General features: G+C 67.9%; 21 protein-coding genes, 2 tRNA genes and 1 pseudogene. 12 read left to right on the forward strand and 12 right to left on the reverse strand.

Features of this window, described 5'->3' with window-relative positions:
• The first annotated feature begins 155 nt into the window (after nt 1–155).
• Nucleotides 156–2,867, forward strand: a complete 2,712-nt coding sequence (locus ACFYRH_RS05270; protein WP_387768422.1) for a LuxR C-terminal-related transcriptional regulator — start codon at nt 156–158, stop codon at nt 2,865–2,867.
• 188 nt (nt 2,868–3,055) lie between these two features.
• Here ACFYRH_RS05270 and ACFYRH_RS05275 read toward each other — a convergent pair.
• The 6 genes from ACFYRH_RS05275 to gyrB all read right to left on the reverse strand — a co-directional run bounded on the left by ACFYRH_RS05275 (nt 3,056) and on the right by gyrB (nt 9,174).
• Nucleotides 3,056–3,131, reverse strand: a tRNA-Ala gene (locus ACFYRH_RS05275).
• Nucleotides 3,132–3,141: 10 nt separating this feature from the next.
• A complete protein-coding gene (locus tag ACFYRH_RS05280; protein WP_387768425.1) occupies nt 3,142–3,273 on the reverse strand; it encodes a DLW-39 family protein in 132 nt (43 codons plus the stop codon).
• Nucleotides 3,274–3,312: 39 nt separating this feature from the next.
• Nucleotides 3,313–3,386: transfer RNA gene (locus tag ACFYRH_RS05285), tRNA-Ile, on the reverse strand.
• A gap of 109 nt (nt 3,387–3,495) precedes the next feature.
• Nucleotides 3,496–4,389: a DUF3566 domain-containing protein gene (locus ACFYRH_RS05290; protein WP_387768428.1), complete on the reverse strand. Its 894-nt coding sequence runs from the start codon at nt 4,387–4,389 to the stop codon at nt 3,496–3,498.
• Entirely contained in the window at nt 4,389–7,040 is a 2,652-nt protein-coding gene (gene gyrA / locus ACFYRH_RS05295; protein ID WP_387768431.1) for a DNA gyrase subunit A, read from the reverse strand. Before gyrA ends, ACFYRH_RS05290 begins: the two co-directional genes overlap by 1 nt.
• Nucleotides 7,041–7,083: 43 nt before the next feature.
• On the reverse strand, nt 7,084–9,174 hold the full coding sequence (gene gyrB, locus ACFYRH_RS05300; RefSeq protein WP_387768434.1) for a DNA topoisomerase (ATP-hydrolyzing) subunit B: 2,091 nt from the start codon (nt 9,172–9,174) through the stop codon (nt 7,084–7,086).
• Between the two features lie 317 nt (nt 9,175–9,491).
• Here gyrB and ACFYRH_RS05305 point away from each other — a divergent pair, with 317 nt between their 5' ends.
• From ACFYRH_RS05305 to ACFYRH_RS05315, 3 genes are read left to right on the forward strand one after another with little or no spacing between them, the layout of a single operon-like run.
• On the forward strand, nt 9,492–10,130 hold the full coding sequence (locus ACFYRH_RS05305) for a hypothetical protein (RefSeq protein WP_387768437.1): 639 nt from the start codon (nt 9,492–9,494) through the stop codon (nt 10,128–10,130).
• On the forward strand, nt 10,127–10,732 hold the full coding sequence (locus tag ACFYRH_RS05310) for a hypothetical protein (protein ID WP_387768440.1): 606 nt from the start codon (nt 10,127–10,129) through the stop codon (nt 10,730–10,732). Before ACFYRH_RS05305 ends, ACFYRH_RS05310 begins: the two co-directional genes overlap by 4 nt.
• Nucleotides 10,729–11,286 (forward strand): hypothetical protein, encoded by a 558-nt coding sequence (locus ACFYRH_RS05315; RefSeq protein ID WP_387768442.1) that lies wholly within the window; start codon nt 10,729–10,731, stop codon nt 11,284–11,286. Before ACFYRH_RS05310 ends, ACFYRH_RS05315 begins: the two co-directional genes overlap by 4 nt.
• Before the next feature lie 9 nt (nt 11,287–11,295).
• Here the strand turns inward: ACFYRH_RS05315 and ACFYRH_RS05320 are convergent, their stop codons facing one another.
• From ACFYRH_RS05320 to dnaA, 6 genes are all read right to left on the reverse strand, one after another.
• Nucleotides 11,296–12,639 carry a hypothetical protein gene (locus tag ACFYRH_RS05320; protein WP_387768445.1) on the reverse strand — a complete coding sequence of 448 codons (1,344 nt, stop codon included), beginning with the start codon at nt 12,637–12,639 and terminating at the stop codon, nt 11,296–11,298.
• 55 nt (nt 12,640–12,694) lie between these two features.
• Complete coding sequence (locus tag ACFYRH_RS05325; RefSeq protein WP_387768448.1) at nt 12,695–13,258, reverse strand: DUF721 domain-containing protein; 564 nt, start codon at nt 13,256–13,258, stop codon at nt 12,695–12,697.
• Entirely contained in the window at nt 13,251–14,390 is a 1,140-nt protein-coding gene (recF, locus tag ACFYRH_RS05330; RefSeq protein WP_387768451.1) for a DNA replication/repair protein RecF, read from the reverse strand. The genes ACFYRH_RS05325 and recF overlap by 8 nt, the downstream gene beginning before the upstream one ends.
• Before the next feature lies 1 nt (nt 14,391).
• Nucleotides 14,392–15,312, reverse strand: a complete 921-nt coding sequence (gene gnd, locus ACFYRH_RS05335; protein WP_387768454.1) for a phosphogluconate dehydrogenase (NAD(+)-dependent, decarboxylating) — start codon at nt 15,310–15,312, stop codon at nt 14,392–14,394.
• Nucleotides 15,313–15,338: 26 nt separating this feature from the next.
• Nucleotides 15,339–16,484: a DNA polymerase III subunit beta gene (gene dnaN / locus ACFYRH_RS05340; protein WP_387768457.1), complete on the reverse strand. Its 1,146-nt coding sequence runs from the start codon at nt 16,482–16,484 to the stop codon at nt 15,339–15,341.
• 463 nt (nt 16,485–16,947) lie between these two features.
• A complete protein-coding gene (gene dnaA / locus ACFYRH_RS05345) occupies nt 16,948–18,507 on the reverse strand; it encodes a chromosomal replication initiator protein DnaA (protein ID WP_387768460.1) in 1,560 nt (519 codons plus the stop codon).
• Between dnaA and ACFYRH_RS05350 the strand changes: the two genes are divergently transcribed.
• The 8 genes and pseudogenes from ACFYRH_RS05350 to rsmG all read left to right on the forward strand — a co-directional run bounded on the left by ACFYRH_RS05350 (nt 18,496) and on the right by rsmG (nt 24,158).
• Complete coding sequence (locus tag ACFYRH_RS05350) at nt 18,496–19,020, forward strand: hypothetical protein (protein ID WP_387768463.1); 525 nt, start codon at nt 18,496–18,498, stop codon at nt 19,018–19,020. The genes dnaA and ACFYRH_RS05350 overlap by 12 nt on opposite strands.
• Nucleotides 19,021–19,935, forward strand: a complete 915-nt coding sequence (locus ACFYRH_RS05355) for a hypothetical protein (protein WP_387768466.1) — start codon at nt 19,021–19,023, stop codon at nt 19,933–19,935.
• Between the two features lie 858 nt (nt 19,936–20,793).
• Complete coding sequence (gene rpmH, locus ACFYRH_RS05360) at nt 20,794–20,931, forward strand: 50S ribosomal protein L34 (RefSeq protein ID WP_130386492.1); 138 nt, start codon at nt 20,794–20,796, stop codon at nt 20,929–20,931.
• A 26-nt stretch (nt 20,932–20,957) separates the two neighbouring features.
• The gene (rnpA, locus tag ACFYRH_RS05365; protein WP_387768469.1) at nt 20,958–21,299 is read left to right on the forward strand and encodes a ribonuclease P protein component; all 342 of its coding nucleotides are present in this window, start codon (nt 20,958–20,960) and stop codon (nt 21,297–21,299) included.
• Nucleotides 21,299–21,610: a membrane protein insertion efficiency factor YidD gene (gene yidD / locus ACFYRH_RS05370; RefSeq protein WP_387771718.1), complete on the forward strand. Its 312-nt coding sequence runs from the start codon at nt 21,299–21,301 to the stop codon at nt 21,608–21,610. The genes rnpA and yidD overlap by 1 nt, the downstream gene beginning before the upstream one ends.
• A 66-nt stretch (nt 21,611–21,676) precedes the next feature.
• Nucleotides 21,677–22,600 (forward strand): annotated as a pseudogene (yidC, locus tag ACFYRH_RS05375) (membrane protein insertase YidC); the annotation flags it as partial.
• A gap of 360 nt (nt 22,601–22,960) precedes the next feature.
• Complete coding sequence (locus ACFYRH_RS05380; RefSeq protein WP_387771721.1) at nt 22,961–23,473, forward strand: protein jag; 513 nt, start codon at nt 22,961–22,963, stop codon at nt 23,471–23,473.
• Nucleotides 23,474–23,483: 10 nt separating this feature from the next.
• Nucleotides 23,484–24,158: a 16S rRNA (guanine(527)-N(7))-methyltransferase RsmG gene (rsmG, locus tag ACFYRH_RS05385; protein ID WP_387768472.1), complete on the forward strand. Its 675-nt coding sequence runs from the start codon at nt 23,484–23,486 to the stop codon at nt 24,156–24,158.
• The last annotated feature ends 271 nt before the right edge of the window (nt 24,159–24,429 follow it).

A 24,429-nucleotide genomic window follows, 5' to 3' on the forward strand; every position in this document is an offset into this window, starting at 1 on the left:
CCGTTTTGCGGGCTAGTGGTGCGCGTAGTCTGAGAGAGGAGGGCCGAGGGGGCGGCCGGAGGTGGGGGCTGAAGTGAACACTTCAGAGTTCGGATCCGATGCGGGGGGTGACCTCTGCTGTGAGTGCCGGGGGTGCACCGCAAGAGCCGACTGACGTGGCGTGGCCGGACGACCGCACAGCAACACCGCTGCCTGCAGTCGGCCTGCTGGCCAGCAAGCTCGCCATGCCCCAGTTGCCGTCCGGCCTGGTGGTCCGCCCGCGGCTTGTGGACAAGCTGGAAGAAGGGACCGCCGGGCGCCTCACGCTGGTGAGTGCAGGACCCGGCTGGGGTAAGACAAGCCTGGTCGCCGGCTGGGCCGCGACGCGATCCGCCATACCGCCAGTGGCCTGGTTGTCGCTGGACTCCTTCGACAACGACCCCGTCCTGTTCTGGTCGTACGTCGCCGCCGCGGTGCATCGTACCGGCGAGGATCGGAGTGGTGCCCTCGGTGCGCTGATGATCAAACCACCGGTCGGATCTGACGTTCTGCGACGCATCATCCTCGAGTTGTCACAGCTCCGTCGCCCGGTGACTCTCGTCCTCGACGACTTCGGTGAGATCCACAATCCGGAAGTCCTGAACGGCATCGCCGATCTGTTACGCCATCCGTTGCCGCTGCACCTGGTGGTCATCACTCGCTACGATCCGCGGCTGCGCCTGAACCGGCTTCGGCTGGAAGGCGTCCTGACCGAGGTGCGCGCGGAGGATCTGGCGTTCACCGAGTCCGAATCCGGTGAGCTCCTCATCCGCGCAGGATTAGACCTCCCGGCGGCGCTGAGCAGCCGCATCCTGGAGCGGACCGAAGGCTGGGCGGCCGGACTGCGGCTGGCGGCGATGTTCGCGGCCACCCGAGCAGAGGTCGATCACATCGAGGAGTTCACGGGGACCGAGGCGAGCGTCGCGGAGTACCTCTTCGACGAAGTGCTCGCGGCTGTGCCCGCGGAGCGCCGGCGCTTCCTGCTGCGAACGAGTGCCGCCGATCGTCTGTGTGCCGATCTCGCCGATCTGCTGAGCGGCCGCACCGGAAGTCAACGAGAACTCGAGGGCTTGGAGGCGTCGAACGCGTTCGTGATGGCCCTTGGGGCCGACCGCCGCTGGTTCCGTTACCACCCGCTGCTCGTCGACCTGCTCCGTCATCGACTGCTCCTGGACGAGCCGGAGCTCGCCGGCGAACTGCACCGGCGCGCCGCGCGATGGTTCGCCGGACACGGTGAGGCGATCGAGGCGGTCCGCCACGCGGTCCGGGTACACGACTGGCAGTTGGTCGGAGAGTTGATGGTCAACGGCGCCGCCATGCGCGCGTTGTCAGGGGAGCGGCAGGCGTTCGCCGCACTGCTGGCGCAAATCCCTGTCGCGGAGCTTCGCACCAGCGCGGAATTGCGGGTCAGCGCCGCGATCGCGTGCTTCATCGCCCGCGACTACACGGGATTCGGCAGCCATGTCGCGCACGCACGAGCCCTGCTGGACGGATGCGACGAGGACTCGCGCCGATCGGTCGAGCTGTTCCTCTGTGTGGCCAACCTCGTGCTGAGCCGCGTCCAGGGCAGCGTGCGCGACTTGATCTCGGCCTCCGGCGAGTTGCTGCGGTGGTTGTCCGACAACGAGATGGCACGGTTGCCGGCCGCGTCCGTGTACGAGGCTCCGGCGTTGAGCAATTTCGGAGTTGGGCTTGTCTGGTCCGCCAATGTCGACGAGGCCGAGCAGCCACTGCGTGAGTCACTGGACGTGGCCAGTGCCACCAGGATCGACCTCACCAGTGTGAACAGCCTCGGCTACCTGGCGCTGATCGAGTGGGAGCGCGGCAACTTGCGGGCCGCGCAGGAGGCGGCGGGTCAGGCCCTGGAGATCATCGAACAGCGGGGTTGGACCGAACTCGCGCAGGCCATCGTCGTCTATCTGGTCCTGGCCCGGATCGAGTTGGAGCGTAACCACCCGGAGATCGCGGAGGAGTTCATCAACGCGGGCCTGGCCGCCGAGCGCAACGATCCCGACCGTACGCCGTACCCCGCCCTGCGTGCCACCGAGGCGCGGCTGCGGCTCGCGGCCGGGCAGGTCGATCGGGCCGAGGACCTGATGGCCACCCTGGGGTCGGAGCTCCACGGTGCTGCGATGGCCCCGCTCGCGGGGCGGTGGGCGACGGTGGTTCAGGCCGAGATCGATCTGGCTCAGAACCGCCCGGACCGCGCTGAGAGGCGCCTGCGATCGCTACTCACGGTTCCGGAGGCCAATGATCCGGTCGCGCATGGCTCTGCGGGTCTCGACGAGGTGAAGCTCTGCCTGGCGCGGGCCGAGCACGATCTCGGTCATCTGACCGCTGCCGAGGACATCCTGTCGTCGTTGCGTGAGCGAAGCCCGAACAAGGTCATCAAGGCCCGGGCGTGGCTCTTCACCGCGGTGGTGGCGGACAGTCAGCGGATGGAGCATCGGGCGCTCGTCGCGGTCGATCAGGCGCTGTCCATCGCCGGGCCCGAGGACATTCGCCGCCCCTTCGTCGCGCTCGGCAGTGGCCGCCCGGAGACGCTGCTCAGGCATCGGCGACAGCTCTGGGGCGACCCGGAGCCCACCGACCGGGACTTCGTCGACGCTCTGCTCGAGGACACCGACTCCGCTCCGCGCGCCGTTGCCGGACTCGACGAGTCTCTGACTGATCGCGAGCACGTCGTCCTGAGCCATCTCGCGACCCTCGACACCACCAAGGAGATCGCGGCGGAACTGTTCGTCTCGGTCAACACGGTCAAGGCGCACGCCCACTCCGTCTACCGCAAACTCGCCGTCCACAACCGCCGCGACGCCGTACGCCGAGCCCGCGAACTCGGCCTGATCTAACCCACGTCGACCCGTAGCGACGGCGTCGTCATCAGGCCCACCGGCGCTGTGCGTACCTTGTCGCGAAGTAGTACCCACACCCGCTGCGAACCTCGGACAAGCTATTGCTTGTTCACGGTCCTCACCTGCTGTCCGATCAGCCGCGCCGAGCTGAGCGTCGTACGTCGGCCGGTTGGAATCGCGGCGTGTGGTGGAGACGAGGGGACTTGAACCCCTAACCCCTGCCTTGCAAAGGCAGTGCTCTGCCAGTTGAGCTACGCCCCCGTGAGGGTGGTCAGCGACCCGGGGTGACCGAGTCGACGGCCTCGGCCCAGAGGTCCTTGTCGGCGCGGGACTGCTGGGTCTTCTTGTAGGCGAAGTATCCACCGATGCCGGCCAGCAGCACCAGCAGGATCTTTCTCAGCACTGGAGACTCCTCGGATCGGACTTCACACTTCTGTGAGGGTGGGCCTAACTGGACTTGAACCAGTGACCTCTGCCTTATCAGGGCAGCGCTCTAACCGTCTGAGCTATAGGCCCGCGTACTGCGGTGTCGAACCCGGGAGAGATTACCGCACCAAGTGCCCTACTCCCAAACCGGTTCCGGCCGGGCCTCGCGGGGCCCGGCCGCACCTGATGAATCGGCTGATCAGTCTTCCGACGCCAGCGTGACTTCGAGGCCGCCGAGGAGCGTGGCGGCGATGTTGTAGAGGAAGGATCCGAGGGTCGCGAGCGCCGTGATGATCAGCACGTCGGCGCAGGCGAGCAGGGTGGTGAATCCCATCACCTTGCCGGTGTTGATGTAGTTCTCGACCCGGAACGGCTCGCCGCTCGGCGTACCGAGGACTTCCTGGACCGTCGAGTTGATGTTGTCGAAGACGCCGGCGGCGCCGATCGCGGACCAGACGATGAAGACCGCGACCCAGGTGACGATCCCGAAGGCGATGGACAGCAGGAACGCCGTCTTCATCACCGACCACGGGTCGATCCGGGACATCCGCAGCCGCGCCTTGCGGGTCTGGTGCCGGCTGGAGGCCTTGGCGTCCTTCTCGGCGACCCGGGCCTGCTTGGCCTCGGCCCGCTCGGTCTTGTCGGGCTTGGCGGACTTCACCGCGGCAGCCTTGTCGATGACCGCCTGACGGGCTGCGTTCATCCGGTCACCGAGCGACTCGGTCTTCGCCGAGGTCTCGCCGTACGCCGCTGCTCCGGCTGCTGGGGCACTGGCGGCCGCGGGGGCGGCTCCGGGTGACCACGGCTCCGGTCGGCCCGGGGTACTCGGGGCCGGACGGCCGGCGGGCTGCTGCCGGGCCGGGGCACCGGCGGCCGGGGTGCCCGGACGCGGCTGTGGGCGGTACTCGGACGGCCGTTGGCCGTTCGCCGTACCGGACCTCTGCTGGCCGTTGGCGCTGGGCACGCCGTTGGAACGACCGTTGGAAGCCGGGTTGGCCGGGGCGGCAGACGGCTTCCCACCCGGCGCGGTGCGCTGGGTGTTGGAGCTGTCGGCCGCACCTTCAGGCCATGTCGGCCTCGCGCGGTTGGTCATCAGTCACCCTCCTGGCCGGCTTCGTCGCTTTCGACGGTAGCCGCGCCGTCGACGTCCGTCGAACGCTCTACATCATTCTGGACGCTCTCAGAGGTGGATTCGGTTGTCGATCCGTCCACATTCTGGGCATCAGCAGGTTCTGTACCCGCTTCCGCCTCCTCGGACTCCTCAAGAGCCACGGTCAGATCGGTGTTCCGGGCGATCGCGACCACCGCGTCGGACTCGCCGACGCCGGCGAACCGGACGCCCATCGTGTCCCGGCCCTTGACCGGGACGCTGTCGACGCGGCTGCGGACGACCTGGCCGCTGGCCTTGATCGCGAGCACCTGGTCCTGTTCGACGACGATGATCGCGCCCACCAGCGAGCCGCGCTCGTCGTTCAGCTTGACCGCCTTGATCCCCAGACCGCCACGACCCTGCTGCCGGTACTCCGAGACTCGCGAACGCTTCGCGTACCCGGCGTCGGTCACGGTGAAGACGAACTGCGTGTCCTCATCCGCACCGGCCCGGATCACCGACATCGACAGCAGCTCGTCGCCCGAGCGGAACTTCATCCCGGTCACGCCGGACGTGGCCCGGCCCATCGGCCGCAGCTGCTCGTCGTTCGCGGTGAAGCGGATCGACTGGCCCTTGCGGGACACCAGCAGCAGGTCGTCCTCGGCGGTGGCCAGGTCGGCGCCGATCAGCTCGTCGTCCTCCTCGCGGAAGTTGACCGCGATGATGCCGCTCTGCCGGGCCGAGTCGTAGTCCGTCAGCGCCGTCTTCTTGACCAGGCCCTTCTTGGTCGCGAGCACCAGGTAGTCGGACTGCTCGTAGTCGCGCAGCGTCAGGACCTGCGCGATCTCCTCGTCCGGCTGGAACGAGAGCAGGCCGGCGACGTGCGAGCCCTTCGCGTCCCGGGCGGACTCGGGCAACTGCCAGACCTTGGCCCGGTAGACCCGGCCCTTGGTGGTGAAGAACAGCATCCAGTGGTGGTTCGTGGTGGCGAAGAAGTGGCTGATCTCGTCCTCGGCCCGAAGCTGGGCGCCGCGGACACCCTTACCGCCGCGGTTCTGCGTCCGGTACAGGTCGGTCTTGGTCCGCTTCGCGTACCCACCGCGGGTAATGGTGACGACTACGTCCTCGTCCGGCACCAGGTCCTGCACCGACAGGTCGCCGTCCGCCGCGATGATCTCGGTACGCCGCTCGTCGCCGTACCGGTCGACGATCTCGGAGAGCTCGTCCTTGACGATCGTCCGCTGCCGCTCCGGGCTGGCCAGGATGTCCTCGAGGTCGGCGATGATCGCCTCGAGCTCCTGCAACCGCTCGATGATCTTCTGCCGCTCCAGAGCGGCCAGTCGGCGCAGCTGCATGTCCAGGATGGCCTGCGCCTGGATCTCGTCGATGTCCAGCAGCTGGATCAGGCCGGTGCGCGCCTCGTCCACGTCGGGGCTGCGCCGGATCAGCGCGATCACCTCGTCGAGGGCGTCCAGCGCCTTCACGTACCCGCGGTAGATGTGCGCGTTCTTCTCCGCCTCACGCAGGCGGAAGCGGGTCCGCCGCTGGATGACCTCGATCTGATGGTCGATCCAGTGGCTGATGAACAGGTTCACGCTCAGCGTCCGCGGTACGCCGTCCACGAGCGCCAGCATGTTGCACCCGAAGGTGTCCTGCAGCTGGGTGTGCTTGTAGAGGTTGTTCAGCACGACCCTCGGCTGGGCGTCCCGCTTCAGCACGATGACGAGCCGCTGACCGGTCCGGGACGAGGAGTCGTCACGGATGTCGGCGATGCCGTTCACCTTGCCGGTGTTCACCAGCTCGGCGATCTTCTGCGCCAGGTTGTCCGGGTTCACCATGTACGGCAGCTCGGTGACCACCAGGCTGGTCCGCCCCTTGGCGTCCTCCTCGATGTCCACCACCGCGCGCATGGTGACCGAGCCGCGGCCGGTCCGGTACGCGTCGTCGATGCCCTTGTAGCCGACAATCAGGGCGCCGTTCGGGAAGTCCGGGCCCTTGATGTGCTGCAGGCAGGCCTCGAGCAGCTCCTCCTGCGTCGCGTCCGGGTGCTCCAGCGCCCAGTCGACCGCGGCCGCGACCTCGCGCAGGTTGTGCGGCGGGATCTGCGTCGCCATGCCGACCGCGATACCGGACGAGCCGTTCACCAGCAGGTTCGGGAAGCGGGCCGGCAGGATCACCGGCTCCTGCGACTTGCCGTCGTAGTTCGGGCGGAAGTCGACCGTCTCCTGGTCGATGTCGCGGACCATCTCCATCGCCAGCGGCGCCATCCGGCACTCGGTGTACCGCATGGCGGCCGCCGGGTCGTTACCGGGCGAACCGAAGTTGCCCTGGCCCTGGATCAGCGGCGCCCGCATCACCCACGGCTGCGCGAGCCGGACCAGGGTGTCGTAGATCGCCGAGTCGCCGTGCGGGTGGTACTGACCCATGACGTCACCGACGACGCGGGAGCACTTGTTGAAACCACGGTCCGGCCGGTAGCCACCGTCGTACATCGCGTAGAGGATCCGGCGGTGCACCGGCTTCAGGCCGTCGCGGACCTCGGGCAGCGCGCGGCCGACGATGACCGCCATCGCGTAGTCGAGGTACGACTGCTGCATCTCGGTCTGCAGGTCGAGAGGCTCGACGCGGTCGTGGCCAGTGGGGGTCTCGGTCATGAAAAGTCCCGTTCAGATCAGGTACGTCGGTGTTGGGGCGAGCTCAGATGTCGAGGAAGCGAACGTCCTTGGCGTTGCGCTGGATGAAACTGCGCCGCGCCTCGATGTCGTCGCCCATCAGCGTCTGGAACGTCTCGTCGGCGCGCACCGCGTCGTCGAGGGTGATCTGCAGCAGCACCCGGTTCGCCGGGTCCATCGTGGTCTCCCACAGCTCGTTCGCGTTCATCTCGCCCAGACCCTTGTAACGCTGGATCGGGTTCTCCTTGGGCAGCTTCTTGCCCGCCTCGGCGCCGGCCTCGAGCAGCCCGTCGCGCTCCCGGTCGGTGTAGGCCAGCTCGTGCGGCTGGTTACTCCACCGGATCTTGTACAGCGGCGGCTGCGCGGCGTACACGTGACCGCGCTCGATCAGCGGCCGCATGAAGCGGAACAGCAGGGTCAGCAGCAGCGTCCGGATGTGCTGGCCGTCGACGTCGGCGTCGGCCATGATCACGATCTTGTGGTACCGGAGCTTGTCCTCGTCGAAGTCCTCGTGGATGCCGGTGCCGAGCGCGGAGATGATCGCCTGCACCTCGTTGTTCTGCAGGACCTTGTCGATCCGGGCCTTCTCGACGTTCAGGATCTTGCCGCGGATCGGCAGGATGGCCTGGAACTTCGGGTCCCGGCCGCCCTTCGCGGAGCCGCCGGCCGAGTCACCCTCGACGATGTAGACCTCGCACTCCTCCGGGTTGGTCGACTGGCAGTCGGCCAGCTTGCCGGGGAGGCCGCCGCCACCGAGCAGACCCTTGCGGTTCCGGGCCAGGTCGCGGGCCTTGCGGGCCGCGATCCGGGCACTCGCCGCGGCCGACGCCTTGCGGATGATCTCCCGGCCCTCGGCCGGGTTCTGCTCGAACCAGGCACCGAGCTTGTCGTTGACGACCCGCTGGACGAAACCCTTCACCTCGGTGTTGCCGAGCTTGGTCTTCGTCTGGCCCTCGAACTGCGGCTCGGCCAGCTTCACCGAGATGATCGCGGTCAGGCCCTCCCGGATGTCGTCGCCGGTGAGCCTGTCCTCCTTCTTCTTGATCATCCCCTGGTCCTCGCCGAACCCGTTCACGAGCGAGGTCAGCGCGGCCCGGAAGCCTTCCTCGTGGGTGCCGCCCTCGTGGGTGTTGATCGCGTTCGCGAAGGTGTGCACGGACTCCTGGAACGAGCCGCTCCACTGCAGCGCGACCTCGAGGCTCATGGTGTCGTCCGCGGTCGCCGCTTCGAACGAGATCACGTCGCGGTGCACGGTCTCGCGGATCCCGGTCAGGTACTTCACGTAGTCGACCAGACCGTCGGCGTACCGGAAGGACTGCTCCAGCGGCTTGCCGTCCTCGTCGAGGTGGTCGGGGCGCTCGTCCCGGATCACCAGCTCGAGGCCCTTGTTCAGGAAGGCGTACTCACGGAAGCGGGTGGCCAGCGTCTCGTAGGAGTACGTCGTGGTCTCGAACACGTCCGGGCTGGCCCAGAACGTGATCGTCGTACCGTTCGAGTCGGAGGTGCCGATCTCGGCCAGGTCCTCGTCCGGGTTGCCCATGGTGAAGGACTGCGTGTACAGCTTGCCGCCGGTCTTCACGTCGACCTGGAGTCGCGTGGACAGCGCGTTCACGACCGAGACGCCGACGCCGTGCAGACCGCCGGACACCTTGTAGCCACCGCCGCCGAACTTACCGCCGGCGTGCAGCACCGTGAGTACGACGGTGACGGCCGGCTTGCCCTCGGACTCGACGATCCCGACCGGGATACCGCGGCCGTTGTCCTCGACCCGGACCCCGCCGTCGGCGAGCAGCGTCACCACGATGCGGTCGCCGTACCCGGCCATCGCCTCGTCGACCGCGTTGTCGACCACCTCGGTGACCAGATGGTGCAGACCCCGCTCACCGGTGGACCCGATGTACATACCGGGACGCTTGCGGACCGCGTCCAGACCCTCCAGGACCTGGATGGCGCTCGCGTCGTACTCCCGCTCGACGACCGACGACGGAATCGCGTCCAGGTCGGGTGCGGGGGTATCGCTGGGGCCGATGGGGTCGGCGGACTGGTTGGCGTCGATCTCGATCGGCTCGTCGGTCACCGGTGGTTGTCCTCCTCGGACCCCGCGTTCGCGAGGCATCGCGGCACAGTAGAGCCGCCCTCTACGGTGATTGCAAAGGCGCGGCTCGCTCTACACCGTTCATTCTACCCGTCGACCGAAGCAGAACCTGCCACCAGGCGCCTGAAACTCGGGTCAGGGCGTCTTTTCTCCCTCATCGCCATGTCCCCTCTCGCGGGTGGGGGGCCGAAAAGCGCTCACGGCCTCTCAGTGGCCTTCGGGCGTTTCGCGACTGACCGTTCCGGTACCGACCGGTCCAGACCGCTGTACGGGCGTCCCGGCGGCCCGTGGACGAGCGGTGCCCGGCGCGCACCCCACCGCCCTCTAGGATCGCTGCCGTGGAAAGTCTCGACGAGGTCATCGACGCGATGATCGCCGACCGGGTGATCCACCGGCACCGGCGGATCTGGTTGCTGGTGATCGCCCTCGTCGTGGTGGCCGCCCTGATCGTCCTGGCCACCGGCGGCTGGAAGGAGAAGAAGGGCCGCACGGTCCCCACTCTCACCGCCCCGGCCACCGTCACCGCCGGCCGCTTCGAGTACAACGTCACCAAGGCCACCATCGTCCGGAAGCCGAAGGGCGCGTACTCCGACGCCGAGACCACCCTGCAGATCTCCCTGGACGCGAAGAACATCGACTCCGAGAAGCAGGAGAGCACCCGGATCGACCCTGATCTGTTCCGGCTGGTCCCGGGCGGTGGCGCCGATCTCGTGAAGGGCGACAGCGCGACCTGCAAGGACGACCGGATCGGCTGGCGCCTGGTCTATGGGTTGCCGCCGGAGTCGTGCACGGTGAAGTTCAAGGTCGAACCGGACTTCAGTGCCGACGAGATCGAGATCGGTGTGCTGCAGGAGCACTTCGTGGGCGACAACGCGGCGCTGGGTGCGAACGACGATCCGTACTGGCACTCGGAGGACGCGGCCGCCGTCGTCCGGATGAAGCCCGAGGTCGTCATCGACAAGGGGGGCGAGAAGTGAAGCTGTACCGCCCCGCGACCATCCTGGTCGGCCTGCTCTTCGTTCTGATCGGCGGAGTCACCCGCTTGGCCGCCCCGGACAACGTGTACGAGGAGCAGAACCTGAAGGTCGTGCACGGCACGATCGGCGAGTCCCTCGAGTACGCCGGGAGCGGTTCGACCGTGAAGGTGAACCGGATCAAGTTCGCCCGCTCGCTGCTGGACAGCAATGACACCGACGACAAGAAGGCCGTCGAGACCAACGGTGTCTTCGTCGCGATCGAGTGGGACACGGTCCGTGGAGTGCAGAATCCCAGCGGTTTCGACGAGACCCTGACCACAGACGGCGGCAGCATCTACGAACCGGTCGAGGGCGTGGACAACAGCGACTTCGGATTCCCGGACGCCGGCTACGCGCGCACCGGCACCGTCGTGTTCGAGGTGAACCCGGCCGACATGACCAACCTCACCCTGAGGATCCGCCCGTCACTGATCTTCAACGTCTACAGCTCCGAGGTCCGCGTCGACCTCGGCATCCCGACCGACGCGATCGCTCAGCAGATGGTGGACGGCGCCGAGCCTCAGTACGTCGTCGGCAAGTCCGAGACCCGGGTGGCATCGTGAAGCTCGCGAGCCGGGTGTCCCGGCTGGCCGTCCAGGTCTCGCTGCTGGTCTCGCTGGCCAGCGTCGGCTCGTTCGTGATGCTGAAGCCGTACCTGGACGACGACGAGAACATGTACAAGCTGGGCCGGATCGACACAGTCGTGAGCCAGGGACCGGTGACGGTCGCGCACGTCGAGTGGAAGCTCGACTCGCTGAAGGCCTACGCGACGCTGCTCGACGACGAGGGCGAGGCGATCGAGCTCGGCGGGCCGGCCGGCTCGATCGCGGTCGTGGCGACGATGACCGTGACGCCGCGCGACGGGCTCTTCCTGAAGGACAAGGGCTTCAGCTGCGACGCGGTACTCCGGGACACCAAGGGCAATACGTGGGACAACGAGCAGGCGTTCGGGTACCCGTTGCCGACGTACTGCAGCGATGACGACCACCCGTTCACGATGAACAAGTCCCAGCAGATCGCGCAGGTGTTCGTCGTACCGAAGTCCGCCGTACCGAATCTGACCGGTGTGACCGTCGAGGACTTCAGCGAGCACCGGCGCGTGCTGATCACCCCGTGAACTGAACGGTCAGGCGGTCGCGGGCGCCGGCTGCTTGGCGGCTTCCGCGGTCTTGGTCTCGACCGCGGCGGAGGCCTCGGCGCGGCGCTCCGTGCCGACCGAGATGCACAGGTCGAACGCGGCTGCCAGCAGGGCGATCCGGAGCGGCTCGAAGAGCAGTCGCTCGATCGTCGAGGCGATCTCCTGGTTCATCAGGCCCCACGTCTCGCCGTGGATGCCGATCAGCCGCTGGATGCCGACGAACGCCCAGGCGTCGCCGAGAAACCAGAAGGTGTAGACCATGCAGACCACACCGAGGAACACCGGCCCGACCCGGACCAGCAGCCGGAACGCGTTGATCGCCGGGTAGAACTTCTCCCGCACACCGGCGAGCAACAGGTCCGGCGCCTTGTACGTGAGCTCGACGATCCGGCCACGCGGAGCGGCCTCTTGCTCTGCCTGTCCACCGAGCCGGCGCTCGATCCGGGTACCGCGGAAGACGCCGCCGCTGGAGAGCACGCGGTGCCCGAAGACGACCGTGGTGATAGCCAGCCAGGTCAGCGGCTCGGCGACGCCCAGCTTGAACAGCGGCCAGAGCGACTCCCAGAAGAAGCCCCAGAGGAATTCGATACCGGCCGGGATCGGGATGTGGATGTTCGCGAAGAAGTCCTTGAACCCGCCCCACCAGTCCACCGACCAGTACCAGAAGCTGCGTTCCTTGAACCAGACCTTGCCCTCGGAGATCGCGTACGGCGTGATCACGAAGGTCAGCAGCACGAAGAACGACTCGGCCCAGACCTGGGCGAACTTCACCGGCCGGCTCGGCCACCGGTCGTCGACGGCCTGCAGGACGCGACGGAGTACCAGCAAGATGATGAGGGCCGGCAAGTAGTTGTGCCAGGTGTGGATTCCCACCTTGAAGAATCCGGAGCCCTCTTGGAGGCCCTTCTGCACCAGGTACGTCGCGCTCAACTGGTTGACCTGCTCGTCGAAGAAACCCCAGGCCGACCAGACGGCGACCAGCGGCAGCAGTGTGACCGCCAGCAGCTCCAGGAGCCCGCGCTGCGTCGGGTCGGAGGTTTCCTCGGCCTCGCTGCTCGCGGCGTCGCGCCAGCGGTACAACGACATCGCGCAGGTCCGGATCATGCCGACCGCGGCGGTGATCTGCAGCAGTACGCCGACCGCGAACAGACCTGTTCCGAGACTGGAGTGGGCGTGCTGGGCCAGCCAGATCGCCCCCTGCATGCACACCGTGAAGCCGGCGAAACCGGCGACCCACCAGATGGTCATGGGCAGGAGGTTCTTCCACCAGAGCCGGAACGTATCCCCGATCAGGTGGACCATCTCGCGAAAGCCGTCAACGAGCGTGCGCATCGCGCCTGATCCTAGGGGAGGGCCGGGTCGCGACCTAACTCGATCTCGCCCGGGCTCACCCGTAGGTGTCGCGGGGGCCGCGGCCGCCGCGGACGGTGCGGGGGCCCTTGCGCCAGGAAGGGGCGTGCGGGCCCTGGACCTTGACCGAGGTGACGGTGCCTTCGCCGAGTTCGGCGTTCAGGCGGCGGACCAGGTCGGGGGCCAGCAGTTTGAGTTGCGTGGCCCACGCGGTGGACGACGTACGGACGGTCAGGACCGTGTCCTCGTACGACTCGGGGGTGCAGTGCTCGGCCATCTCGCGGCCGACGATCGACGGCCAGCGGGCCATCACGCCGTGGACCGCGACGTCGACCTCCCAGCCCTGGTCGCGCATCAGCCGGCCGAGCGTGTTGGTCAGCTTCTGCGGGTCGCGGTCGTCGGGGCGGGCGCTGCTGATCTGGGCGCCGTCGATCCGCGGCCGCCGGCGCCGCTTGACCGGCTTGATGCCACCGGCCGCCGCCTGCTGCTTGAGCCGTCCCGCCAGCGACTTCGCCAGATCCAGCCCCTGCTTATCGTGCTCCGCGTCGACGGGGAGCTCGCTCTCAGGGCCGCTGTCAGAGGAATCCGGGGGTTCAGGCACGCTGAACGACCCCCTCACCCACCTCGAAGCGCGCTCCGCTGAGCTCAGCGGGCACGTCAGCGCCGACCGCCGCGGTCACCAGCACCTGCTCGGCGGGCGCGACCAGCTCGGCCAGCCGGTCCCGGCGCTGCGTGTCGAGCTCGGCGAACACGTCGTCGAGGATCAGCACCGGTTCACCCCCGTCCGCGCGAAGCAGTTCGTACGACGCCAGTCGCAGCGCGAGCGCGAACGACCAGGACTCACCGTGACTCGCGTACCCCTTCGCGGGCAAGTCCCCGAGCCCGAGGACCAGGTCGTCGCGGTGCGGACCGACCAGCGACACGCCACGGTCGAGCTCGTCCGGCCGCTTCTCGCGGACTGCCTCGAGCAGGATCTCCTCCAGTTGCTCCCGGGACGCCACGCCCGGCTCGAGGAGCACCGACGACTTGTACTCCAGCCGCGCGTCACCCTTGCCCCGGGCAACGGCGTCGTACGCGCTGGAGACCAGTGGGCGCATCGCCTCGAGCAGCTCCAGGCGGGTCGCCAGCAGTTCGGATCCGGCGCGAGCGAGGTGCGAGTCCCAGACCTCGAGCGTGCGCAACTGGCCCTCGGCGGAGCTCGACCGGTTCTGCCGGCGGGCCTGCGATGCGCTCCGGAGCAACGAGTTGCGTTGCTTCAGCACTCGGTCGTAGTCCTGCCGTACGCCGGCCATCCGCGGTGACCGCAGCGTCAGCAGCTCGTCGAGGAACCGGCGTCGCTCGGACGGATCACCCTTCACCAGGGCGAGATCCTCGGGCGCGAACAGCACCGTCCGCAGCAGGCCGAGCACTTCCCGTGGCCGCGGCACCGGCGAACGGTTGATCCGGGCCCGATTTGCCTTCCCAGGATTGATTTCCAGCTCGACGACCACGTCGCGGTCGTACTGACTGCGGATCTCGGTCCGGACGATCGCCCGGGTGGCGCCGGCGCGCACCAGCGGTGCGTCGGTGGCCACCCGGTGCGAACCGAGCGTGGCGGTGTAGTGGATTGCCTCGACCAGGTTGGTCTTGCCGTGCCCGTTCGGCCCGACGAAGGCCGTCACGCCCGGGGCGAGCTGGACCTCCGCCTGCTGGTAGGACCGGAAGTCGATCAGACCCAGGGCGGTGACGTACACCTCAGTTCTTGGGCGGGGTCGCGTACGACGGGTCGGCGGACTCGGCACCCTTCACGGCGTGCCCGCCGAACTGGTTACGCATCGCGGCGATCGCCTTCATCGCCGGCGAGTCCTCCTGCCGGGACGCGAACCGCGCGAACAGCGCCGCCGAGATCGCCGGCATCGGGACCGCGTGGTCGATCGCGGCCTCGACGGTCCAACGGCCCTCGCCCGAGTCGTCGGCGTACCCGCGGATCTTGGCCAGGTGGCTGTCGTCCTTCAGCGAGGCGACCAGCAGGTCGAGCAGCCAGGACCGGATCACGGTGCCCTCGCGCCAGGACTCGAACGCCTCCGGGACGTTCTCCACGATGTCCGCGGCCTCGAGCAGCTCGTAGCCCTCGGCGTACGCCTGCATGATCCCGTACTCGATGCCGTTGTGGACCATCTTCGAGAAGTGCCCGGCGCCGACCTTGCCGGCGTGCACGAAACCGAACTCGCTGTCCGGCTTCAGCGCCTCGAAGATCGGCATCACGACGTCGACGGTGTCCTTGTCGCCGCCGCACATCAGCGCGTAGCCGTTCTCCAGGCCCCAGACGCCGCCAGAGACACCGCAGTCGACGAACTTGATGCCCTTCTCGGCGAGCTGCGCGGCCCGGCGGGTGTCGTCGGTCCAGCGGCTGTTGCCACCGTCGATCACGATGTCGCCGGGGGAGAGCAGCTCGGCCAGCTCGGTGACGACCGGGTCGATGGCCTGCACCGGGACCATGATCCAGACCACCTTCGGCTGGCCGGCCGCGGTGAGCTTGCCGACCATGTCGGCCAGGTCCTTGGAATCGGAGATGTCCTGGTTGTGATCGAACCCGACCACGGTGTGGCCGGCGTTGCGGATCCGCTGGCGCATGTTGCCGCCCATCTTGCCGAGACCGACAAGGCCGAGCTCCATCGTGAATCCCCTTGTTCTGTTGGTGTTCAGCTGTTCAGGCGGACCGGCATCAGCACGTAGCGGAACTCGCTGATCGGATCGCCGTCGAAGTCCCGCACGCCGGTCAGTTCGGCCGGTTTCGTCGCCTGCGTGAAGGCCAGGTGCGCCACCGGCGTACCGATCGCGCCGAGACCGTCGAGCAGGTACGTCGGGTTGAAGCCGACCGTCACCGGGTCACCGATGACCCGGGCCTCGAGCGACTCGGACGCCTGGGCCTCGTCACCGCTGCCGGCGTCGAGCGTCACGCTGTCCTCGTCGAACGTCAGCCGGACCGGGGCGTTGCGCTCCGCGACCAGGGCGACACGCTTCACCGCCTCGACCAGGGTCGCGGTGTCGATCCGCACCCGGGTGGCGATCGCCGAGTCGGTCGGGATGATGCCACGGACCTTCGGGAACTCACCGTCCAGCAGCCGGGTGGTGGCGCGCCGGTTGCCGCCGGACACCTGGCCCTCGAAGCCGACGATGCCGTCACCGGTGCCGGGCGCGGCCAGCGAGACGATCACGTCCGAGCCGGTCATCGCCTTCGCGGTCTCGGACAGCACCCGGGCCGGCACCAGCGCGGCCGCGGACGCGTCGGGGGACTGCGGGTTCCACTCCAGCTCGCGGATCGCCAGCCGGTAGCGGTCGGTGGCCAGCAGGGCGATCGTGGAGCCCTCGATCTCGACCCGGACGCCGGTCAGCACCGGAAGCGTGTCCTCGCGGCCGGCCGCCGTCACCACCTGGGAGACGGCCTGGGCGAAGACGTCGGCCTTGACCGTGCCGCTGGCGGCCGGAAGCTCCGGCAGAGCCGGATATTCCTCTGTGGGAAGCGTCTGCAGCGTGAACCGCGAGCTGCCACAGGTGACCTGGGCCTTCGCACCGTCCACGGCGACGTCCACGGGCTGGTTCGGAAGGCTCTTGGAGATGTCGGCGACCAGCCGGCCGGAGATCAGGCACTTGCCGGCATCCGCGACCTGCGCGGGCACGGTCACCCGGACGGAGGTCTCGTAGTCGAAGCCGGACAGGGTGATCTGCCCGTCCTCGGCCTCGACCAGAAGGCCGGCAAGGATCGGGACGCTGGGGCGACTGGGCAAGCTGCGCGCGGCCCAGGCCACCGACTCGGCCAGTACGTCGCGCTCGACGCGAAACTTCACCGCTGGGTGCCTCCTGATTCGGCTGTGTGCCAGGCAGATCCTGCCACGGACAAGTGTGCTCTGCGCCATTCGGGCCTGACGTGGCGCTTCGGGCGGGTCGCGTCGGCGTCGTACGAGTTCGCACGCGAGCGGGTGCTCACGACGTTCCAGGAACAGCCTGACAGGTCCCGCAAGCGGGCGCGAGGGCGGGGTTTTCCCCAGATCGAGCCGCTCGTTCGTTTTGTGGACTGGGAACTCTCTACAGATTCCATAGGGTTCTTAGCACCGGTGGATAGTGTGGAAAACCGGCGTCTTCGCAGGTCAGAGGCCGAATTGCCGTGTGGATGGGGTGTGGACGGCCCCCGCTTCGTCTGAGGACGGCCGTGGACGGCGAAATCTGTCCCCACAGCCAATCCACACGACAGACCGAGGTATCCACGGCGATACCCACACTTTTCCACAGCTGTGTCCCCAGCCTGTGTGGTTACTGCTGCTTCGCTTGGTGCTTGATTCGGTTGGTCAGTTCGGTGACCTGATTGAAGACGCTGCGCCGCTCCGACATCAGTTGCCGGATCTTCCTTTCGGCGTGCATCACCGTGGTGTGGTCGCGGCCGCCGAACTGCTGACCGATCTTCGGCAGCGAGAGATCCGTCAGCTCCCGGCACAGATACATGGCGATCTGGCGGGCCGTCACCAGCACGCGGCTCCGGCTCGAACCGCACAGATCGTCGATGGAGAGACCGAAGTACGACGCCGTCTGGCCCATGATCATGCTGGCGGTCACCTCGGGCTTGCTGCCTTCGGGGATCAGGTCCTTCAGCACGATCTCGGCCAGGCTGAGGTCGACCGGCTGCCGGTTCAGGCTGGCGAACGCCGTGACCCGGATGAGCGCGCCCTCGAGTTCACGGATGTTCGTCTGCACCTTCGACGCGATGAACTCCAGCACCTCTGGCGGCGCCGTCAGCCGCTCGGTGGCCGCCTTCTTCCGGAGGATCGCGATCCGGGTCTCGAGGTCCGGCGGCTGGATGTCGGTGATCAGACCCCACTCGAACCGGTTCCGCAGCCGGTCCTCCAGGGCCTCCAGCCGCTTCGGCGCACGGTCGGAGCTGATCACGATCTGCTTGTTCGCGTTGTGCAGCGTGTTGAAGGTGTGGAAGAACTCTTCCTGGGTCTGGATCTTGCCTTCCAGGAACTGGATGTCGTCGATCAGCAGTACGTCGACATCGCGGTACCGGCGCTGGAACTGGGACGCCTTGTCGTCGCGGATCGCGTTGATGAAGTCGTTGGTGAACTCTTCGCTGGAGACGTACCGCACGCGGGCCCCGGTGTAGAGACTGCGCACGTAGTGGCCGATCGCGTGCAACAGGTGGGTCTTGCCCAGACCGGAGTCGCCGTAGATCAGTTGCGGGTTGTACGCCTTCCCCGGCGCCTCGGCGACGGCGACCGCGGCCGCGTGTGCGAACCGGTTCGAGCTGCCGATGACGAAGGTCTCGAACGTGTACTTCGGGTTCAGCCGGGCCTCGCCCTGCGCCTCGGTGGCCGCCTGGGTCGGTGCGGAACCGTTCGGTGGCGGGGCCACCGAACCGAGCGGCTGACCGAACGACGCCTGCGGCTGCGGAGCCTGCTGCTCGTAGTGCTGTGGTGCCGGCGGCTGGCTGTACTGCGGTCCGTTGTCCGGATCGGTCAGCGCGGACTGGATCGTCGGTTGGTACGCGCCGTCGGTGCGCAGCGGCTCGCGTACGGCGGGCGGCTGCGGGACGGGCTGCTGAACATGGTGCTGCTGCAGTTGTTGTTGCTGCTGCACCGGCGGCTGCGCGTACTGCTGCGGCTGCTGGGGTTGCCGTTGCTGCTGCGGTTGCTGGGCCGCCTGCTGGTCGCGGGCCTCGGGGTCGAGGGACGGGTCGACGGTGACGGCGATCCGGATGTCCCGGCCGAAGCTCTCGGTGAGGATTCGTTCCAGGTCGGGACGCAGTCGCGTCTCCAGTTGGCCACGGGTGAAGTCGTCCGGTACGGCGACGATCGCGGTGCTCTCGTGGAGCGTCACCGGACGGGAGTTGGTGAGCCAGGCGCGCTGGTTCGGCGGGAGACCGGCGAGGACACGGGTCCACGCGTCACCCAGATCCGTCACCGGCGCTACCACCTCAGCCACCGGCTGCTGCGGCTGTGGCTGCTGCTGTGGCTGCTGGGGCACGTGCTGCTGAGGCATCTGCTGCTGCGGGATGTGCTGAGCGCCGGGCTGGTGGGATGGCATGTGCTGCTGATGTGCCAGCTGCTGTTGGTGCTGTTGGTGCTGCTGCGGAGCCGGCTGTTGTGGTGCGTGGTGCTGCAGCGACTGGTGCTGGAGAGGCTGCTGCTCGACACGCTGCTGCTCGACACGCTGCTGCTCGACACGCTGCTGCTCGACACGCTGCTGCTCGACACGCTGCTGCTCGACACGCTGCTGCTCGACGGACTGCTGCTGCAGAGGCTGCTCGTGCTGAGTGGGTTGCTGCTGCGCGGCCTGGTGCTGAGTCGGCTGTTGCTGAGTCGGCTGGTGCTGCTGCCGAGCGTCAGGTGATTGCGGGTACGGCGTGGGCTGCTGCGGCGCGGCAGGCGCCTGCTGGTGCGCCGCGGGCTGCTGGTGCGCGTGCTGCTCAGGCGCTTGGGCGTGCTCGGATGCCTGCTGAGGGGCTGGCTGCGAAGGCTGCTGCGGAGCTGGCTGGTGCTGTTCAGCAAACCGCTGCTCGGGTGCCGCCTGCTGGGGGACGTGCTGCTCGCGAGCTTGGTGCTCCGGCGCGGGCTGCTGGTGTGCGTGTTGCTCGGGTGCCTGCTGCTGCGGGGCGTGTTGCTCGGGCGCCTGGTGCTCGCGAGTTTCGTGCTCCGGCGCGGGCAGCTGGTGCGGGTGCTGTTGCTCGGGTGCGGCCTGCTGGTGCGGGTGCTGTTGCTCGGGTGCCGCTTGTTGCGGGGCGTGTTGCTCGGGCGCCTGGCGCTCGCGGGTTTGGTGTTCAGGCGCGGGCTGCTCTGGGGTAGCGGGCTCGGACTGGTGGGTCTCGGTGGACGTCTGCTCGGGAGCGGTCTGCTCGGCTGCGGTCTGTGGAACCGACTGCTGCTGGTCGGTCGACCACTGGCTCGTGGCTGCGTTGTCCACACGTGCATCACCCTCGTTCGGTCCGGGGCTCACGCTGTTGCCAGTACCCCATTCCGGGGTTCCATCCCACACGCGGTTGTTTTCACCGGGGTGGCGGTAGTTCCCGACGGCCGGCGCCGCACCGAAGTACGACGTACCCGCGGGGGCCTGGGGTGGGCCGGCGGGCAGATCGGTGGCGGCGCGCTCGAGCTCGGAGCGGTATCCGTACGGACCCGGAGGCGGCGCGGGCCGGTAGCCGGCGGCCGGTGGCTCGGGCATCGGGATCGGGAGCGAGGGAGCGAGGTAGTCGCCCGGGTCGAACCGGGGAGCCGGCGGCTCCGGCTCGCGCCGCAGTCCCTCCGGTAGTTGCGCGGGAGCTTCCGGTCGCGCCTCGGTCCGCGGCTGCGGCTCGGGAGCGGGCGGGACCTCGGTACGGAAGTTCGCCTCGGGCTCCGGACGGATACCGGCGTCGGGCTCAGGTCGCAGGTCGTGCTGTCCGCCGGCGGTGCGATCCGTCCGGTTCTCAGCTTCCGTGTATTCCGCCGGTGTGAATTCCGCACTGGCGGAATGGTCCTCGACCACGCGTTGCTCCCCGAATCTATCGCTGCGGTGGCCGGCGCGTTCCGGGTTGAGGACCCGGGCGGTGCGACCGTTCGACCCGACACCGTGCGGCCGGCGAGTCGTGGTGCTATTGGCTCAGCGCGGTAGCTGTGTCCGCACTCGGCATCCACAGTGTCCACATGGTTGTCCACAGATGTGAACGACTGCTGTGGCCCGTTGGTTACCGATTGCGCGGTGTGGGACCTCTGGTGTGAGGGAGTGACGCTAACAAGTCCGCCCACGCCGCTTCAAGCCGTCATCCACAGGCTATGAACAGCAAATTGGGGGCAACCTGCGGCGTGTCGGGTGGACGCCGGAGCGTAGTCATGGTGCGTCGTCGCTCTCGGTCGCGGACCGGGCCGGACAGTGACGAGTTCGCTGTCCACCAGTTACCCACTATCCTGTCCACAAGCCTGTGGAAAACTCTGGGGACACCTGGTTTGACCTGTCCACAGGCGGCCACGTACCGTGGATCGGTCGGTGTTGAGCCGGCCGTTTCGTGCTGCGCTCCCTGCGGAATCCCGAGCTGGTTCTCCGACGGTGTGCAGGACTGCACCAAGGGGCAGATCCAGATCAGTGGATTTGTCGACAAATTTGTGATCTCGAGTAACCGGAGTCATTCCAGTGAGCAAGCGGACGTTCCAGCCGAACAACCGTCGTCGGCACAAGAAGCACGGCTTCCGTCTTCGGATGCGTACTCGTGCGGGTCGCGCGATCATCGCCGCCCGCCGTGGCAAGGGTCGTCAGCGCCTCGCGGCCTGAGCGACCTTCTCGACGGTGACCACCTCGTGTTGCCTGCGTCGAACCGGCTGCGCCGGTCCGACGACTTCCGTCGCGCCGTCCGGTCCGGACGGCGCGCAGCGCGGCGCGCGGTGGTCCTGCATCTGTTGGCGCAGGGCGACCAGGTCGACCCGCCTCAGGTCGGATTCGTTGTGAACAAGGCGGTGGGCAACGCGGTTCTGCGGAACCGGGTCCACCGCCGTCTGCGTGCTGTCCTGGCAGCGCGGCTCCCTGACCTGCCGGCCGGCAGCCTGACGGTCGTCCGTGCCCTCCCGTCGTCCGCCACGGCGTCGTACGACGAACTGGCGGCGGATGTCGACAGCGCGATGCGCAAGTTGTTGAAGTCATGATGCGGTTCAATCCCGTGCGGAGCGGGATCATCGGTTTCCTGAAGCTGTACCGCCTGCTGATCAGCCCGCTGTACGGGCAGGTCTGCAGGTTCTACCCGAGTTGTTCGGCGTACGCCTTGGAAGCGGTCGAACGCCACGGTGCGGTGCGCGGTAGCTGGCTGGCGGTGAGGCGACTCCTCCGCTGCCACCCGTGGAACCCCGGCGGCTACGACCCCGTTCCACCCAGAGATGTCGACCAGCGCGGAGATTCGATCTCCGCCAACCAGCCCGGATCGTCGGCCGACGCCGGGCCTGTGCAGCGAGGTGTGTGAGTGACTCTTCTGGCCATCCCCGGGCTCGCGGTGTGGGACGGGATCGTAGACCTGTTCAACACTGTCATGACGCCGCTGTACTGGGCCGTTTCGGCATTGCTGGTCGGATGGCACTGGCTGCTCAGCCATGTGCTGGACCCGAACGGCGGCTGGGTCTGGGCGCTGTCGATCGCCGGCCTGACCATCGTCATCCGGACGATCCTGATCCCGCTGTTCGTCCGGCAGATCCGCTCCAGCCGGAACATGCAGCTGCTGCAGCCCAAGATGAAGGAGCTGCAGAAGAAGTACGGCCATGACCGGGAGAAGCTCGGTCAGGAAATGATGAAGCTGTACAAGGAGACGGGGACCAACCCGTTCTCCTCGTGCCTGCCGCTGCTGCTGCAGTCGCCGATCTTCCTGGCGCTGTTCCGGGTGCTCGACTACGCGGCCAAGGGCCAGGCGCACAGCCCGATCATGCAGCCGTACGTCTCCTCACTGCAGCACGCGAAGATCTTCGGTGCGGAGATCTCGCAGACCTTCCTGAAGGCCAGCGGCCCGGGCGCGGCGAACGTCAAGATCGTCGCGATCGTGCTGATCATCCTGATGACGGCGACGATGTTCACCACGCAGCTGCAGCTGATGCGGAAGAACATGCCGAAGGAGGCCCTCACCGGCCAGGCCGCGCAGATGCAGAAGATCATGCTGTACGTCTTCCCGATCTTCTTCCTCATCGGTGGCTTCAACTTCCCGATCGGTGTGCTGATCTACTGGTTCGTCTCGAACCTGTGGACGATGGGCCAGCAGTTCTACGTGATCCGCCGCAACCCGGCCCCGGGTACGCCGGCGTACGACGCGATGCAGGCTCGGAAGCGCGAGCACAACCTGCGCCACGGCCGCCCGGCCGACGAGAACGTCCCGGGTACGGCGGGCGCGGTGACCGACACGGACACGACCGACCGTCGGCCGGCCCAGCGCCAGCAGCCGAAGCGGCAGTCCCGGAGCGACCGGAAGACCGGCCCCGCGACGAGCGGCTCGACCGGTGGCTCCACCGCCGAGAGCAACGGTCAGGCATCGAACGGCTCTGTCCAGGACACGCCGCAGAAGCAGGACGCACCCAAGAAGACTCAGGCCGGCGCTGCCAAGAAGCAGCCGGCCGGCAAGAAGGGCTCGGGAGCCAAGCGCCAGCCCGCGGCGAAGTCGGCCGCGCAGAAGAAGGCGGCGCAGAAGCGGTCCGGTGGTTCGCGCTGACGTAGCGCGCACCGGTTCGTCCCGTGCTCGGGCAGGAACCCCTGGTTGTGAACTACGAGGTCCCCGTGGGGCGGATCTCGACATCGCGAAGGACAGTGTGAAGGAGTGGCCGTGACCGACGGCATGCAGAACACCGAGGCGGCGGAGGAGTCTGCCGGTCCGAAGAACTCCGCCGCGGAGCGGCTGAAGGCACTCGAGGCCGAGAGTGACATCGCGGCCGACTACCTCGAGGAGTTGCTGGACATCGCCGATCTCGACGGCGACATCGACATGGATGTGGACGGCGACCGCGCCGCGGTCTCGATCGTGGGCGCCGAGCTGAACAACCTCGTCGGTGAGAACGGCAAGGTCCTGGAGGCGCTCCAGGAGCTGACCCGGCTGGCCGTCTACCGGGAGACCGGTGAGCGGTCGCGGCTGATGCTGGACGTGTCGAACTACCGGGCCAACCGGAAGGCCGAGCTCGAAGAGGTCGGTCGCAAGGCGGTCGAGGAGGCGAAGGCCACTGGTACGCCGGTGCGGCTGGACCCGATGACGCCGTTCGAGCGGAAGGTCGTGCACGACGTCGTCGCGGCCGCCGGCCTGACGTCCGAGTCCGAGGGCGAGGAGCCCCGCCGCCGCGTGGTGGTGCAGCCATGATCGTTCGCTCGTGACCGACAAGGTTTCACGTGAAACGCCGCCGCCGCTCGTGGAGAAATTGTTTCCACGGGCGGCGGTCCGGCTTTCGGCGTACGCCGATCTGCTCGCGACCGAGGGCACGCTCCGGGGACTGATCGGGCCGCGGGAGGTGCCGCGGCTCTGGGATCGGCACCTGCTGAACTGTGCCGTCGTCGAGCGACTGATTCCGGAAGAGGCCACCGTCGCCGATGTCGGCACCGGGGCCGGCCTGCCGGGGATCGTGCTCGCGATCGTTCGTCCTGATCTCGAAGTGGCGCTCGTCGAGCCGCTCCTCCGACGGACGACCTTTCTCGAGGAAGCGGTCGAGTCCCTCGAGCTCGACAACGCGACCGTGGTCCGTGCGCGGGCCGAGGATCTTCCGCCGGCGTCGTACGACGTGGTCACCTCTCGCGCTGTCGCTCCGTTGGAGAAGCTGGCTCGATGGTGTCTGCCGTTGTGTGTCGAGGGCGGACTGATGCTGGCGATGAAAGGGTCCTCCGCGGAGGAGGAACTGGACTCGTCAGAACGCGCCCTGGCGAAGCTCGGGGCAGAGCTTTGGCATATTCACCAACTCGGCGGCGATGAACTGGCCCACCCCACGACTGTGGTGAGTATTGTGGCCGGACGTGCTGCAGGGGGATCCCGGCACGGAAGACACGGGAGGTGAGCGGGTTGGTGAGTCGTGCCCTCGGATGGCCCGAGACGAGCACCGGAGAGCCGAGGCCGTCGCAGGGCATCGGCTGGCCGACCGAATCGGACTCCGCTGTTCGTATCGTCACCCAGGAACCGGCTCCCGACACCGCACCCGCTCCGGCGCCCCCTGTCCAGACCTATCCTTCTGGGGAGCCTTCGAAGCCGGTCGTGATCACCCCTCCGATCGACACCTCAGGGCTCCGGGCGGTCGCGGCGGCGGGTCTCGACGGACCGACGGCGTCCGA

It is taken from the genome of Kribbella sp. NPDC004875 (genome assembly GCF_042873375.1).
GTDB lineage: Bacteria > Actinomycetota > Actinomycetes > Propionibacteriales > Kribbellaceae > Kribbella.